Below are 14,869 nucleotides of genomic sequence, written 5' to 3' on the forward strand. Positions count from 1 at the left end.
CCCGTTAAAAACACGCGGAGCAAGGTTCAAAACATGGGTCAATTCTCGATGACAATATCCGGCAATGCCGGGTCACTTCTCAGTGCAAATCAACAGCAATAGCATTGTCTCAAGTGACATGCTTCACCGCTTGAACAGGCTGCATTCATGGGCGATGAATGATCCTGCGAAACACCCCGCTGTTACCGTACAAGGAGACACTGTTCGCCTTTGTATAAGACAAATTCCGAGGCTGTACGGCGACCTCAGAGCAAGCCTAAAAGTGTCGGGCGATGGGGTGACGAAAACATTCTCGATCATGTGACGAGATCGGGGGAGCCAGAGCAAAAATTCCAATCTAGGAAATCGTTGGTGTCGTAGACGGCGTTAGCGATTTTTGTTTTTTTGTCCAGAAGCTAACGCCGTTCTGTCCAGAAGGTGCCGCCGCGCCACAGAAATGTGATCGTACGGGCTATCGAGTGCGAAGATACGGGCGCGGACCGCAACCTTACAATTTCAGCTACCGAAAACGGTGTCTATTTTGAAAACCGCATAGGCGGGACAGTAGAGTTACGTGTGCAGGTTATGGATATGATGGGAACATAGTGACCATCTCGGCAGCTACTGATGGCATCTACTTCGAGAACAGCGTGAGTGGTAGCGTTACCATTAACTTTGAAGCGACCACTCAAATACGAACATAACTCATTCTTCCAGTGGTCAGAAAGCCAAACATCACGGTCTATGCGTCGAGTATTGACAATATCGTTAGAAGAGAATTCACCAAGCATTATTGTAGGTTCCTATCTATTTCGGTGTAGCCGCCGAGATCTGCTCGGCAATCAATGCATCAAAACTCGGTAGGGTCGGTGTCAACATACGCTGGGTTAGAACCCAATTTCGTTGTTGGGCTTCGGTCTGCACGTTGCGTGTACCGGTTCGAATCACGTGATCAAGCGCTTTTTCCCATGATTGTGGATTGCCTTCTACAAGAGTGAGAAATGGCGCTTCAATCCGATACTGCGGCAGATCAGACGCGACAATGGGTAAGCCCAAAGCGGAATATTCCAGTACTTTCAGATCGCTTTTGCATCGATTGAAATGATTGTCGACTAACGGTGCTATAGCGAAGTCACATCGCGAAGCAATTTCGCGCAACCAAGGAACAAAACTAATGTATGGCTTTATTCTTGAGGGCGGGTCAATCTGCTCGATCCAAGGAATCTGGCGGATCAGATCAGTGTTCTGACTTATGCCAACTACGGTTAGCCTAAATGTCGGATACCGCTTGCTGATATTTGCAAGTGCCGGCAATATCATTTCAAGGTCGGCATCATGGGTTGGTGTTCCCATGTACAATGCTCGGATAAATCCATCATTGCGGCGGGGCAACGGGGCTGCGTTCCAGAGATTGCTGCTAAGCATGTTGGGAACGATTTCAATCCTTCCAGCTATGCCGTCATAAATATTGGACAACTGTTCGGTGGATACTGTCACTACGCTCGCAGACTGCAACAGCGCTTCGATAGGGGCCTTATATGTCTCATAGTTTATCGCACTGTCGGAGCGTTGAGCATGGCCGAGTAGGTCATCGTCAATATCATAGATGAATGGAATGCAAGACGATCTCAGCGCATCGATGACGCTGTCCGTCATTTCGGGTGGGATCGCTGTTCGTTGGATAATGGCTGCATCAATTGCTCCGCAGTTAGCTGCCGCCAACAACGTTTCTGGTAACATGCGAATGTAAAGCATCGATCGATCTAAAGTGTTCTGAGTTCTCTCCCAAACACGAATGTATGTAGAAGCATTAGCAATGTTTAAGTTTGGTGCACTTGGACACACCACTGCGACGCACTTCGATCGCTCAGAATGTACCGAAGGTTTTCTGTTATTTAAAACATCGCGATATATATCATAGTACTTCGATGCCATTACCCTCACGGTATTGGCTTTGCCATCGCCTGCTTGCCACCGCGCAAGCGCCGTTCGAACTTTATGCTGTTCCGATTGATCAAGCGTTACTCGGATAATCTCGCGGTAAAGATTGTCTATATCAAAATGACTCAATACCCACCCGCAACCGCTATCGGTCACGCGTTCTGCAAGCGTCGGAAAATCGAATACAATTGAAGGTAAACCAACACTCCACAGTTCCGTAAGGGTATGGCAGTAAGTTTCATCCCAGATGGAAAAAACAGCGCCGAGGTGTGGTTTTATTTCGGCCGCTTTTGCCGCGAATGACTCTCTCGCATAACGACCATGGTTGATCAGCCTTGGATGAGACCTACCCAGATGATCTTGAATTCCGCCGAGAACATGAAATTCGATCTTACCATCTGTATCTTTGTCGAGAAGGCTGTAAATTACGTCCAGGCCTTTAGCAGTGTTTATGTTGCCAGGGACCAGTATTCGGATTGGGGAGTCGTGGTGCGCATGTTGGCTAATATTCAGAAATTCTCGGAAATCTCTTCCATGAGGGATAACGAAAAACTTATCGCCGTCAAGCTCTGGCATTTTATCTAGAATTAGCGATCGAGCATGTGACGATGTCGTGACGAATGCATCTGAGGCAGACAGCGCTTTCGCAAATTTTCTGCGCCACGTGTCTAACCAAGTTCCCGTTGGCAACGGCATTGAGTCGATAGGCCACAGCGATTCACGATTGGCGGCCCCTGCCGTTGTAAAGGTCTCTCCAAGGAATTTACCTTCATCGTCAAGAAGCTTGATTGTAGGCGATATCGCATAGTAATCGTGAAACGAGGTAATTGTCTTACGCCCTAGCTTCTTCGCTAATGTTGGCAATGAAAGGCTGTGCCACGCAAGGTGGCGGATGTGAACCAGATCAATGTCGAATTCGAAAAGCCAACTGAAGACTACAGCATCATACTCTGCCGAGAAATGAGATACCGGGCTAACAGCGGTTTGAAGTCGGTGCGAGCGAACCACTTTGAATTCACCATCCACCAAATGGCTTAGTTCGATGATTTTGCGGTCGCAGCGAAGGAGCCAAGCATCTATAGAACCATTGACACCGGTAATTAGGTCCCTGTTGGTCTGAGGTGTGCCACCTGTTGTAGTGGAGATTACGAACATTACTCGCGGTAAGGAAATCTGGCCATCTAAGCTCTTTTTTTGCGCGATATAACCGTTGAACCGGGCAATACGGATTTTCTCGCTGGAACCAAAAACAGCAATGGACGCTTTGTATTCTGGGTAGCGTTCGCGAAGTACCGCGGCTCCCTCTTCGAGCAATTGGTGTTTATTTTCTCCGAAACTCTTGGACCTATCGTGGAATACATAAGTTCTATCGTCAATAATATGTTTCCAACCGGCATGCAGCGCACGCATGCAAAAGTCGTTCTCCTCACCGTAGCCGCGCGGAAACGCTTCGGAATCTAAATTACCGACCTCATCGATGCAGGCTCTTTTGATAAACAAACAAAAACCATTGCCTGTGGGAACTACAGGGTAAACACCAGAACTAGTTCTTCTAAATGATTTGGCGAATGCAATCTCATCCACTCCCACCGGCAATTCGTTATCGTTGCCAATCTTTGGAGCTGAAAATGCACCAGCTCTATCGGACATTGGTGTCACTGTCGCAACGCGCGGCGACGATGCCGCAGCCATAAGCAGACCGTCAAGCCAACCGGGGGTGACTCTCGCATCGGAGTTAAGCAGTATCACGTCGTCTCTGCCGGCTTCCAATATCCCTCTGTTTGACGTTTTCGTAAAACCTAAGTTTGCTTCGTTGCGAAGTATGGTAACGCGCGCATTGTTTTTTTGTCTGTCCAGAATAATTCCTATTTCTGGATCTGGCGATTTGTCATCAATGATAAGAATTTTGGCGTATTCTGGTGTCCACCTGAGAAGTCGATCTATGCATATCTCCAAATCCCTTGGTGCATTGTAAACAGGTACGACTATAGTAATTCCGTTGCGCACAAGATCATCGGGGTGGATGCTATACGATCGCCGACGTTCTTCATTCTTTAGCACGACCTCATCTGATCGGCTTCCGTCTGGAAACTGGAAGCAAATCTGATAGGAGCCTTCCCCCATAAGATGTATTGGGTTATCGATATTAAAGCCGCCCAATCCAGAAGATATTCCTTTTGCCTGAAGGTCGCTTCTGGCATTGTCGGACAAGTAATCACCGAAAACAGAATCATTAATTAGCAGCGTCAATTTGACAGCCGTCGAGATGTTCGCTTCATCGACGCACCAACCTCTAATATGTGATGGTGAGATTGAATCGATAACGAGACGATACCGATTTTGTATGATCTGCGGCTCTAGCTCTACGGCTGGGGTCGGGTCCTGGGCCGCAACGCTAGTTGCCTCGGTATTTTGAACGGGCGCGTAGCTACGCCCTTCACTCCTACCCCACATAATATAATGAAGCAGGGGGTTCGCCCCAGTCGTTGCAACATCGGGATTTGCATCCAAATAGCCCAAAGAACTAAAGCCAGGGCTAGGATCGCGACCTTCGAGGCCCCCAAATTGTAGATAATGAGAAGCTGCGCTGACCCCAGATGCCTTAACGTCTGGATATGTCTCTAAATACCAGGCTTCATCAAAAAAGTGGTCATTTCGAATGGTTTTTGCATTTTTCCAAGTGCGGTATACGGCAATGTTTCTCGGAAGAAAAGTGAGGTGAGATTTTATGTACCTTAACATATGAAATTGTAGCCCCGCACACCATAAGAATTACGACTAATTTAGGGCAGTCATAGCAGCCAAAATTGGCTAGTCAATGATACGAAGGGTGAAATATCCTAGGTTGTATTGAGATTGCCATAAAACCAAATTAGCTAGTGCTAAATTGCCGGCATGGATAGGTGTGCAACTATTGCATCAGCACATAGTTGGGTTGAAGTATAGAGATTGCTTAAAAAAAGATAATCATAGAAATTAAAATATAAGCTATCACAAATAGATTGACGCCCGCGTTAAGCGTGACCGTCGGTGTCCTTTTCAATATATTCCGAGTGACCTGATGTATTTTTATGTCGGCTCTTCCGAGCACTACAGAGGCCAATGTGGCAGCGCCTACGCATAGAAAGTAAGTAATTTCCGGCCATTTGAAACTTGGTAAATGACGAACGACCAATAGTATTACGGGCACATGGATCAGATACATTGCGTAACTCCAATCCCCTAAGCTCTTCAGTGCGCGGGCAGAAGCACCCCGAAAAACCGGCGCTGTAGTCTGTAGCGCAGCTACAATTAGAAACGCAGAACCGACTCCCGAAGTGATGCGGGCGAAGTATGCTGGTACAAAGAACGTTAAAGGAATGCTCAAACAGAAGCCCGCGATCATGAGCATAGGAGTTCGCGGGATACGGCTCAAAATGACGGGAACGATCAAACCTGCCGCAAATCCTGCATTCGCCGTCATAAAGAACATTTCCGCTATATTGGCCCGCCCAATTCGTGGCATGGGGGCGCCATATCTTGCCAATAATAACGCAATCCAACATGCGGCAAATAAAGGAAGGAATTTCCGGAGGTTTAAACTTATAAAGCCGAAAACCAAGAGGTAAAAAAACATCTCGTGAACAAGTGTCCATTCAACATTTAACACATAGAAAATAGGTCCTGCCGGAACGAGGGTTATGGATACCCAATTGAATTTTTCAATTAATCGGAACGGATCTGAAATTAGTGCAAAAAGGGTAGCAATTAACAAGGCTGGATAGATGCGAATTATTCGAGCTGCCAAGAAGGCATGTGCATTTTGCCTGCTTGATAATTCCACCATAAGATAACCTGAGAGGGCGAAGAAAATCGCCACGCCATACAGGCCTAAGAAATGATGGAAAACGTCATAAAGTCCAGCGCCTAGGTGTGCATGCACATAATGTGCTGCATGATACAGCATTACGGACATAGCAGCGAATGCGCGAATATATTGTAGATTTTCATTGAATTTGAGCGGGGTGTCGGTTCGCGCTACGGAATTAAAATTCATATCGCCGCTCTTGCTGGAATGTGTTTTCTTCTTAGCGGGCTACAACGTGGCTACAGGTAGGTCAATTGTGACAATTTGTTTCTGGACTTTATGCATGCGCCTGTTGCCGAATGCCAAAATTGCCGCGGTTTCTCTATCATCTGCGATTCATAACAAATGTTAAAAGAGCCAGTCCGCCCACCGCCGCAATCCCCAATGCCGCAATCGATAAAAGAACATTAAACCATACCATAGCTGCCCCGCGTTCATGACGCGGGCTAATTAATCCAAACACACCTATCAATGCAAGCCGCCAATTGAGGCGGTTTTTCTTTGCCGAAAGGACAAAAGAAAACCCCGGACTAGCCGGGGTTATAGCTATTGCCGCCGTCTGGTGTCCCAGAAAAGCATTGAAATGACACAAAGCAGCGCAGCGAGGATCGTACCTTCAATTAGAAAATACCAGTCCATCGTTCTGCCTCATACCGGAACGCGGCCACCGCCATTGCCATGCGAGGTCATCCACGGCATAGCAGCCTCTGGATTTTCGAGAATGTTGCGTTTTCGAGCGAAGCCTTCAAAGGCGTTTTGCGCCACGATTAGCGGTTTCTGCCCGCTGTGAGCGTCACAACAGGCGCTCCATGCCACTTCATAGATAATATCGCGATCATCCTGTGGCCATTCATAAAGAAAATCGATTGCGTCAATAGGGCCTGCGATTTCCCTGATCAGAAATTTGCCGTCCTTTACAAAAACTGGACTGTCAAACAAACGGTCGCTCATCGAAACCTCCATTTGATCGAACGAAGTGTGTTGGAATGACGGCTCCGATTTAGTGATGCTGCACCGCGTTTCAAGGCTCTGAGAATGAAAATTTTTAGTGTCGGCGAACGCTCGCAATAACCCTCGGCAGTCCTAGGGCTGCCGGCCATCCAAAAGATAAACAGCCCATGAAATTCGTTTCCGACTGGAAGCGGGTGCTCGCGCGTGCGTGGAGCATCCGTCTGCTTGTGCTCGCCGGAATTTTGTCCGGCCTTGAAGTCGTGTTGCCGTTGATCGGTGACGCTCTCCCCATCCCAACCGGCGCGTTTGCTGCTCTGTCGCTGATCATCACGGCAGGGGCCTTTGTTGCGCGCATCGTTTCACAGAAGGAATTCAGAAATGAAGAGTAGATTGAAGAAGTCTGGCGCCGTCATGGCGGCGGCGGTCGCCCTTGTTGGAGCATGGGAAGGCGTGAAACTTGCCGCCTATCCCGACAAGTTTGCAAACGGCCTGCCTACTGTCTGCTTCGGTGAGACGCGAGGCGTAAAGCTTGGCGACCGATATACGATGGATCAGTGCAAGGCGATGCTCGGCAACGCTCTGGTTGACTTCGAAGCTGGTATGCGCAAATGCCTGACTGCGCCGGACAAAGTGCCGGACAAGCCCTATGTCGCCTTTCTCTCGCTGTCCTACAATATCGGCACCGGAGCATTCTGTCGCTCATCCGTGGCTCGATATGCCAATGCTGGCGACTATCGGCGGGCCTGTGATGCGATCTCGCTTTATAACAAAGCAGGCGGTCGAGTTGTGAACGGGTTGGTCAATCGCCGCTCCGACGAGCGCAAGCTCTGCCTTGAAGGGCTGAACTGATGCTCGGCCTTCTGGATTATCTCAAGATCGGGGCAGGGCTGGCGGCGGGTATCGTGCTGATGCTCGGCTTCAACGCCTTGATCCATGATCCGATGATCGAGCGCGAGGCGCGGCAGGGTTACGTTCAGGAGGCGCAAGTCATCGCCGCCGAAGCAAAAGCCGCAGAAATGCAGCGCCAGATCAAGGCAGGCGAATATGTCATCTCGGCCTATCAGGAACAGCTTTCCAATGCACGCGCGGCAGAAACAGCCAGAGCAGAACAATCAGAACAGGAGATAGCAGCCTATGAGAAACGGCTTGCTGATGAAGGCCGCTCTTGTCGGCTTGATAGCGCTGACATTGACTGGCTGCTCAAGCCTTGATCGCCAGTTGAAACAGGCGGCAACTGTGCAGGGCGTGGCACAGGCTCGCGTCACGCTCCCGGCCTATCCAGAAGACTGCCGAACGAAAGAGCCTCATGCGGAACTCAACGAAGGCACAGAAATCCGCTCGATCCTGAAACGAGAACGCGATGCGCTCGACCGGCAGAACGCAAGAACTGATCGTTGTGCAGGGTTTTATGACGAACTGGCGAGGGGAATGAAATGAGTGAGGACTTGAAATGGCTCATGGGAACTGCAGTCACTCTGATTGTCTTCTTCAGTGGCGCGCTGATCGCGGCCTTTCGCTCTCTTTCCAATTCTCAGAAGGCGGGAGACGATCAACTTCATGACAGGGTGAACCGGGTTCGAGATGAATATGTCCGGCGCGTCGATCTTGATGACCACGTGAAGCAGTTGCGCGACGGCATGAAGGAGATGCGCGACGAAACCCGGGAAGGGCTGAAAGAGACGAATAAGCGTCTTGACCAGGTGTTGGCTGTGTTGGCCTCAGATAAAAAGGTCTGATCAAAAAGAACCCCGCAGCGAAAACCGTGCGGGGTTAAGGCTACTGAGCCCTTCTCTCCCAAGGGCAACAAAAATTTACCCATCCGGTCAAAAAAGTAAACCCCGGTCAGTGTGCATGCAAAGACCGGGGCTGCGCAAGTTGGGTTTCCATCGGTTTGAAAAGCTTGCGCTCAAATTATGATATGCAAACAAAGCCTTACGTCAAGCGCGTGTCGGTGCAGAATTATCACTTCCCTTGCCAGATCATTGCAAGTGCAATCAGTGCTAAAATAGACGTAGATACGGCTTCGACTAAGATGATCCAACTCATTTGCGTTCCCCATACACAATTGAATGATCTTTGGCTCAATCATGTTGGCGAGACATGCCAAACTCCCCCGGAGCCAATGAAGCGGTTCTTATAATGAATACTTAAAAAAGTGTAAACCCGTTGACCTTTCACAAAGTCAACGGGTTTACATGCTTCCATGCGGTTTAAAAGGACCCTGCCCCTACGGTGTAACGGGGGCAGGGTAGGCGCCAATTTCCCAAGCTTGGTATATGGTCATTGACACCAACGGCTTATAACTGCGTGCTCAGGGTAAAGTTCCTTCTTCATCGTTCGAATTGGCATGCAGTGCAGTCACATCGTGGCGAACGAAAAATTTCTGATGAGCTAGCCTTGCGGCAAGTTCGGAAAGCTTGGCCTTATCGCGAAGACCGTTTCGGTAGAGCATGAGTATGCAAGACGCGAGTTCACTGCCCGAATAATTCTGGTCACTTTCTTCCAGCAGAACGGCTGCGTTCGTAAAGCAGCTGCGCAGAAAATCGACTTCGGCAGGTGTATATATGCGGCTCGCTTCGTTGAAAAACGGCATGTCAGCCTCCCTATACTAAGGTGGTAAGCATACCCAGTTAAAAATAACCAAAAAGCCAATCCATATCAATAAGCGTTATGTCACTCAGGCACCATGCAATAATGAACCCGCCATTATTTTAGCTGACGGGGTATGTGCATGAAGAAGCGAGCCGCGCCGTTAATAGACGCACGGGCATTGCCTGAATGGGCAACAGAACCGGCGAAGCGAGGGGAATATTCCAATTTGCGGATCCGTGGTTATTCCTCCGGGTCCGTCCCTGTCACGCTGCGGTGCATGTTCTCAGCAACTATCCTGATCGCTGTCGCCGCTTCCTCCTCCGACCATCCGGCTTCTACAGCGTCCTGGATGAGTTCGGGCACGCCGATCACCTGAGTGCGGGCTATGGCCGCAGTGACCTCGGCGTCTCTGGCGCCCGAAACTACTGCTCGCTCGACCAGTTCTGCGATTCCTTGCGAAACTGCCTCTTGGCAGTCGATTTCACGTTCTGGATAATCACCGGGCTGTTTTGGTCCAAACATCAAATCCTCCCTCGATTAGTTCTAGGAAGGTAGGGCGCTTTTCGCTACCGTCCACAGCATCCATGGTGTGAAGGACGGTTAAAATTACATAATAGAATCAATGCGCAGTTATTCCGCCACACCTTTCGCTTAACCGATTGTTTTAATTGCATAAACATCAAAATATTGCAGTCCTGCCGGGATCGCCACTTCTTCTCAACTTCCTTTCCGTTCATTTTGGCGTCCGCGATCATTTCGCAGGAATTATGCCTTGCATTTCGCACGTCCGGACCTGCGAGCCAGTCTGTGGGCGTCAGAACTTGGAATACCTCGAAGGTGAGAATCGCGCTTAAAAGCGCCGGTATTCTCATCGGAAAGGGTTGTTATGAGAGTTTTATTTCCAGTTATTTCGCTCGCTATCATTATTTTCACGCCCGTGGCTTATGCAGCGACCGACGCACAAGCCGATGGATGTGTTATCGCTCGTCCGCAGAAATGTTGTCCCAATCCAGAAAAGCCTGACTCGCTTATTTGTTTTCCATATACCGGTAGAACTTGAGCCAGGCTCAATACCGGCGGCGGCAGTAAATCCGGCGATATTCGGTGGATATAGTCCGATTTTCTTTCTTGTTTGCAGCTTTTGCGCGTATTTCAGCAAAGCTTAAATAAATGGAAGAGGAGAGGGCATGCGTTATATTCCAACGGCGGTGGCCGGGTTTGTCGGTCTGGTCTTGCTCAGCTTTGTTCTGGGTTCGTGGTACACGATCGACGAAGGTGAACGCGGTGTTATTCTGCGCTATGGCGCTGTGGCTGGTGTCGCGCAGCCTGGGCTGGGGTTCAAGATTCCCATGATCGATTCCATCGTGCGCGTTTCGGTACAGTCGAAAGCCGCGATCTATAATCAGATGGAAGCCTATAGCCGTGACCAACAACCGGCTACCATGAACCTGTCGGTCAATTATCGTATTCCGCCGGATCGCGTGGAGGAAGTCTACGCCAATTACGGCGGTGAGGATGGTCTGCTTTCGCGTCTGGTGGAGCGTCGCGTCTTCGAGGAAAGCAAGACGGTGTTCGGCAAGTTCAATGCCGTGACCGCCATTCAGGAGCGCAGCCGTCTCAATCAGGAGATCGCAGAAGCCATCCAGAACAGTGTGCGCGGACCGGTGGTTGTCGATAGTGTTCAGATCGAGAATATCGATTTCTCGGACGCCTATGAACAGTCCATCGAGCAGCGCATGCTGGCAGAGGTGGAAGTGCAGCGCTTGCGCCAGAACGCCGAGCGCGAAAAGGTGCAGGCGGAAATCACTGTGACGCAGGCCAAGGCGCAAGCCGATGCGCGCCGCGCGGAAGCCGAAGCTCAGGCCGATGCTGTGCGTCTTCAGGCTGAAGCCGAATCCGAAGCCATTCGCCTGCGCGGTGAGGCGGAAGCAACCGCTATCAAGGCACGCGGCGATGCGCTGCGTGACAATCCGGGTCTGGTGTCGCTGACCCAGGCCGAACGGTGGAACGGGCAACTGCCTTCGACCATGTTGCCGAACAGCTCGATCCCGATGCTGAATCTCACGCCGCAGACGGTATCTGAATAAACGAAGAATGGCGGGGTTTTGCCCCGCCATTTTCTTGACCTGTTCGTCACATTATCGCGGTTCGTTGCCGCGCGGACGTATATAGGCACGCGGGCCGCCATAGCCGCCGGGACGACCGCCGTGCCAGCCGGGACGATCCCAGTTTCGGTTACGATAGCGATAATCCGGACGTCCTCCCCAGTGGCCGCGACGATAATAGTAATCATCGCGATCGTTGAGCGCTGAGCCGATTGCCACGCCCGCGATCAGCGGGATACCGATCAGGGCGGCATTGCGTCCGAAATCATCCGAATAACCGCTGCCGACTGTTCCTTCCCGGAACGCGATATAGCGTGACGCAGACCAGCCATAGGTCGAGCCATAGCTCACCTGACACCAGCCGTAACCCGAGGTGCAACCATGCACCGTCACGGGCGCGCCGCCCGGAATAGCGCCCATGGAAGGATAGCTGGTGCTTGGCCCTGTACGGATATTGAGATTGGCAGTGGAGATTGCATTTGCGGCCTGCGCCGCGCCTGCCGATAAGACTCCCACTACAACGAGAGCAGCTTTCAAAGCGAGTTTCATCGAACATCTCCCTGAATGATCACGATGAATGACTGTATTCTTTTATAAAACGAAGGTGTCGGACGAAAGTTCCTCTTCTGAACTTGGTAAATAATTGAAGGTCAAGGTGCCGAAGGAGAGGACCAATTTGCATCGCAAATAAAAAGCGCCGGATTATCCGGCGCTTCTGAATGCGATTTTTTCGTTCGTCTTGGCTTAACGTCTGCAACGCGCAACGTAAATCTGGCCATGACGGTTGCGATATTGGCAATTGCCATTACGCAGTTCGCGCACCAGCAGACCGCCGAGGGCGCCAGCACCCGCACCGATCAGGGCGCCACGTCCGCCACCGGCAATGCCGCCGATGATGGCGCCTGCGCCAGTGCCTATTGTAAGATCTTTTTCAGTGGTGGTGCAGCCCGAAATTGCCATCAGCGCCACCAGCCCAAGTGCTACTTTCCGCATTTCTCTCTCCTCCATGAACCCGATAATGCAATAAGAACGATTCGCATTGAAATCGGTTGCTTGAAATTAAAGGAGAATTTGCAGGGAAAACAGTCACTAGCGGCGATAGCGCAAAATGACTGCAATCGCCAGAACGGCGAGCCCGATGGCGATGAAACCCTGAATAATGAAAACCGCATTCATCATGATGTTATCCTTCGGCGCTGGCTGCGTTTTAAAAACCAAGCCACCGCGCATAGTGTGCCATTGGCAGCGCTTTCAGCAAAGTCTGAAGCGCTGCCAATTGTTCAGATGGCTGCAAAGCCCTTTTCAAGATCGGCGATGATATCCGCGACATCTTCCAGACCGATCTGGAGGCGGATGACCGGACCCGGATAATTGCCCTTGGCAATCAGACGGTCGGCAACGCGCACCTGCAACGCAAGGCTCTCATAACCACCCCATGAATAGCCGAGGCCGAAAATCTCCAGCGCATTGAGGAAAGCATGGGCTTCCGCCTGTCCGCCTTCTTTCAACACGAAGGAAAAGATACCTGACGAGCCTGTGAAGTCGCGCTTCCAGATATCATGGCCGGGATGGCTTTCGAGCGCCGGGTGCAGAACCTGCGCCACCGCAGGATGGCTTTCCAGCCAATGGGCGACTTCCAGAGCGCTCTTGCGGTGATGTTCCAGACGAACGCCCATGGTGCGCATGCCGCGCAGGATCTGATAGGTGTCGTCGGGACTGGCGCAAAGTCCAAGCGTGCCGTGGGTTTCCAGAAGCTGCGGCCAGCACTTTTCATTGGCGGACACGGTGCCGAACAGAATGTCGGAATGGCCGGATGGATATTTGGTGGAGGCGTGAATGGTAACGTCCACGCCAAAATCGAGCGCCTTGAAATAGACCGCCGTTGCCCATGTATTGTCCATCATCACGATGGCGCCGCCCTTATGGGCGACATCCACGATGGCCGGAATGTCCTGCATCTCGAACGTGTTGGAGCCGGGTGATTCCGTGAAGACGACCTTGGTATTGGGCCGCATCAACGCTGCGATGCCCGCTCCGATTTCCGGGTCATAATATTCGACATCCACGCCCATGCGCTTCAGGATCGTATCGGCAAAGTGACGGGTCGGATTATAGATCGAATCGACCAGCAAAGCGTGATCGCCGGGAGACAGAAATGCCAGCAGCGACACGGTGACAGCTGCCAGGCCGGATGGCACACAGATTGTTCCGGCAGAGCCTTCCAGTGCGTTGATTGCTTCGCAAAGCGCATCGCTGGTTGGCGTCCCGCGCGTGCCATAAGTGTATTTCTGGTCGCCGGTCACCATGCTCTGGGCATCCGGGAAAAGCACGGTCGAGGCGCGGACAACGGGTGGGTTGACGAAGCCGTGATAGTCGCGTGGCTGATAGCCATCATGCGCCAGTCGTGTGTTTATCCCCAGTTTCGCCGTCTTATCTTGCTGCTTAGCCACGAAATTGCCTCCAGACCATGTTGCATGCGTTCCGCCGGTTCTCTTTTGGAGAATGCTGCATGGTCGTACCGACTACCGGATGCGGCCAGATGCGGTTGGCAGAAAGATCATCGATTCCGTCTGTTGCGGAATATTTAGAAGTTCATTCGATAAGCCGCGTCAGGGCTGGATGCAACCCCGCGTTCAGTGCTTGAAACGCAAGACGCGATGCGAAAAGGGAATAATGGAATGTCATCACCGGATTTGAAAAATGCGCTTCTCAATCCGGTATATGCGGCCATTGAACTTATTCGCGCTTGTCTGAGACCGGCCTACAAGGGCGCGCCGTCTTCCTGGACGATGCAGATGACTGCAATCGTCGTGCTGCTGCCGTTCATCATCCTGATTCTGCATCTGTGGGATGCCGATATCGTCCGTGCGGCGGCTGGAAGCAGCAATATCATCATGGAAGTTCTGCGGACTGTCACCGATGCCATTCGCACGGTCGTCTGGCTGGCTGTCGCGCTCGTCGTCTGGGTGGTCACGGCCTTTGTTCTGTCGCCCACCTATCGGGGTCAGATGCGCAACGTGCTCACGCGGTGGCATGGCTGGGCCACGCTGGTTCTGGCATCCATCGTGGTAGGCAGCATCCCGTCGGAAATCGGCAAGCTGGCGATCGGGCGCGCGCGTCCGTTTTTGCTCGACCAATATGGCGCTGCCTATTTTTCTCCTTTCAAGGGCGAGTTCCTTTATGAAAGCTTCCCATCCGGTCATTCGATGATGGCCGGTATCATGATGATGTCACTGAGTATTTTCCTGCCACGCTGGCGCTTACCGATCATTGTCGTGGGCCTGTTGTTTTGCATCAGCCGGCTTGCAGCCGGAGCGCATTTCCCGACCGACATTGTGGCAGGTTGTACCATAGGATTGCTCGCAACCTGGTGGGTAGCGCGCTACATGGCGACGCGAAATATTATTTTTTCTCTGGAAGACGGGCGAGCCCTCCCGAGGGTGTGATTCTGACC

15 protein-coding genes are annotated in these 14,869 nt (G+C 51.3%); 7 read left to right on the forward strand and 8 right to left on the reverse strand.

What is annotated here, in order from left to right; translation table 11 throughout:
- Positions 1–786 precede the first annotated feature (786 nt).
- From FHW00_RS06385 to FHW00_RS06395, 3 genes are all read right to left on the reverse strand, one after another.
- On the reverse strand, positions 787–4,662 hold the full coding sequence (locus FHW00_RS06385) for a glycosyltransferase (RefSeq protein WP_078340462.1): 3,876 nt from the start codon (positions 4,660–4,662) through the stop codon (positions 787–789).
- Positions 4,663–4,873: 211 nt separating this feature from the next.
- The gene (locus FHW00_RS06390) at positions 4,874–5,956 is read right to left on the reverse strand and encodes an acyltransferase family protein (protein ID WP_078340463.1); all 1,083 of its coding nucleotides are present in this window, start codon (positions 5,954–5,956) and stop codon (positions 4,874–4,876) included.
- A gap of 459 nt (positions 5,957–6,415) precedes the next feature.
- The gene (locus tag FHW00_RS06395; RefSeq protein WP_078340464.1) at positions 6,416–6,718 is read right to left on the reverse strand and encodes a DUF982 domain-containing protein; all 303 of its coding nucleotides are present in this window, start codon (positions 6,716–6,718) and stop codon (positions 6,416–6,418) included.
- A gap of 167 nt (positions 6,719–6,885) precedes the next feature.
- Here FHW00_RS06395 and FHW00_RS06400 point away from each other — a divergent pair, with 167 nt between their 5' ends.
- Genes FHW00_RS06400 through FHW00_RS06420 form a run of 5 tightly spaced genes read left to right on the forward strand, consistent with a single transcriptional unit; the run spans position 6,886 to position 8,454 of the window.
- On the forward strand, positions 6,886–7,107 hold the full coding sequence (locus FHW00_RS06400; protein ID WP_078340465.1) for a DUF7940 domain-containing protein: 222 nt from the start codon (positions 6,886–6,888) through the stop codon (positions 7,105–7,107).
- Positions 7,097–7,567, forward strand: a complete 471-nt coding sequence (locus tag FHW00_RS06405; protein ID WP_445557987.1) for a lysozyme — start codon at positions 7,097–7,099, stop codon at positions 7,565–7,567. Before FHW00_RS06400 ends, FHW00_RS06405 begins: the two co-directional genes overlap by 11 nt.
- Positions 7,567–7,929, forward strand: a complete 363-nt coding sequence (locus tag FHW00_RS06410) for a hypothetical protein (RefSeq protein ID WP_078340466.1) — start codon at positions 7,567–7,569, stop codon at positions 7,927–7,929. Before FHW00_RS06405 ends, FHW00_RS06410 begins: the two co-directional genes overlap by 1 nt.
- On the forward strand, positions 7,907–8,155 hold the full coding sequence (locus FHW00_RS06415; RefSeq protein WP_078340467.1) for a hypothetical protein: 249 nt from the start codon (positions 7,907–7,909) through the stop codon (positions 8,153–8,155). Before FHW00_RS06410 ends, FHW00_RS06415 begins: the two co-directional genes overlap by 23 nt.
- Positions 8,152–8,454: a hypothetical protein gene (locus FHW00_RS06420; RefSeq protein WP_078340468.1), complete on the forward strand. Its 303-nt coding sequence runs from the start codon at positions 8,152–8,154 to the stop codon at positions 8,452–8,454. Before FHW00_RS06415 ends, FHW00_RS06420 begins: the two co-directional genes overlap by 4 nt.
- Positions 8,455–9,029: 575 nt before the next feature.
- Here the strand turns inward: FHW00_RS06420 and FHW00_RS06425 are convergent.
- The gene (locus FHW00_RS06425; protein WP_078340470.1) at positions 9,030–9,311 is read right to left on the reverse strand and encodes a hypothetical protein; all 282 of its coding nucleotides are present in this window, start codon (positions 9,309–9,311) and stop codon (positions 9,030–9,032) included.
- Between the two features lie 239 nt (positions 9,312–9,550).
- Positions 9,551–9,832, reverse strand: a complete 282-nt coding sequence (locus FHW00_RS06430; protein WP_078340471.1) for a hypothetical protein — start codon at positions 9,830–9,832, stop codon at positions 9,551–9,553.
- Between the two features lie 665 nt (positions 9,833–10,497).
- Between FHW00_RS06430 and FHW00_RS06435 the strand changes: the two genes are divergently transcribed.
- Positions 10,498–11,397, forward strand: a complete 900-nt coding sequence (locus FHW00_RS06435) for a prohibitin family protein (protein WP_078340472.1) — start codon at positions 10,498–10,500, stop codon at positions 11,395–11,397.
- Between the two features lie 51 nt (positions 11,398–11,448).
- On the opposite strand, the gene FHW00_RS06440 is transcribed toward FHW00_RS06435, so the two are convergent.
- The 3 genes from FHW00_RS06440 to FHW00_RS06450 form a co-directional block, all read right to left on the reverse strand.
- Positions 11,449–11,964, reverse strand: coding sequence for an SH3 domain-containing protein (locus tag FHW00_RS06440; RefSeq protein WP_078340473.1), 516 nt, complete (start codon positions 11,962–11,964; stop codon positions 11,449–11,451).
- Between the two features lie 195 nt (positions 11,965–12,159).
- Positions 12,160–12,408 (reverse strand): YMGG-like glycine zipper-containing protein, encoded by a 249-nt coding sequence (locus tag FHW00_RS06445; protein WP_078340474.1) that lies wholly within the window; start codon positions 12,406–12,408, stop codon positions 12,160–12,162.
- Between the two features lie 287 nt (positions 12,409–12,695).
- Positions 12,696–13,865 carry a cystathionine beta-lyase gene (locus FHW00_RS06450; protein ID WP_078340475.1) on the reverse strand — a complete coding sequence of 390 codons (1,170 nt, stop codon included), beginning with the start codon at positions 13,863–13,865 and terminating at the stop codon, positions 12,696–12,698.
- 228 nt (positions 13,866–14,093) lie between these two features.
- Between FHW00_RS06450 and lpxE the strand changes: the two genes are divergently transcribed.
- The gene (lpxE, locus tag FHW00_RS06455) at positions 14,094–14,861 is read left to right on the forward strand and encodes a lipid A 1-phosphatase LpxE (protein WP_078340476.1); all 768 of its coding nucleotides are present in this window, start codon (positions 14,094–14,096) and stop codon (positions 14,859–14,861) included.
- The last annotated feature ends 8 nt before the right edge of the window (positions 14,862–14,869 follow it).

The sequence above is a fragment of the Ochrobactrum sp. P6BSIII genome (assembly GCF_014138065.1).
GTDB lineage: Bacteria > Pseudomonadota > Alphaproteobacteria > Rhizobiales > Rhizobiaceae > Brucella.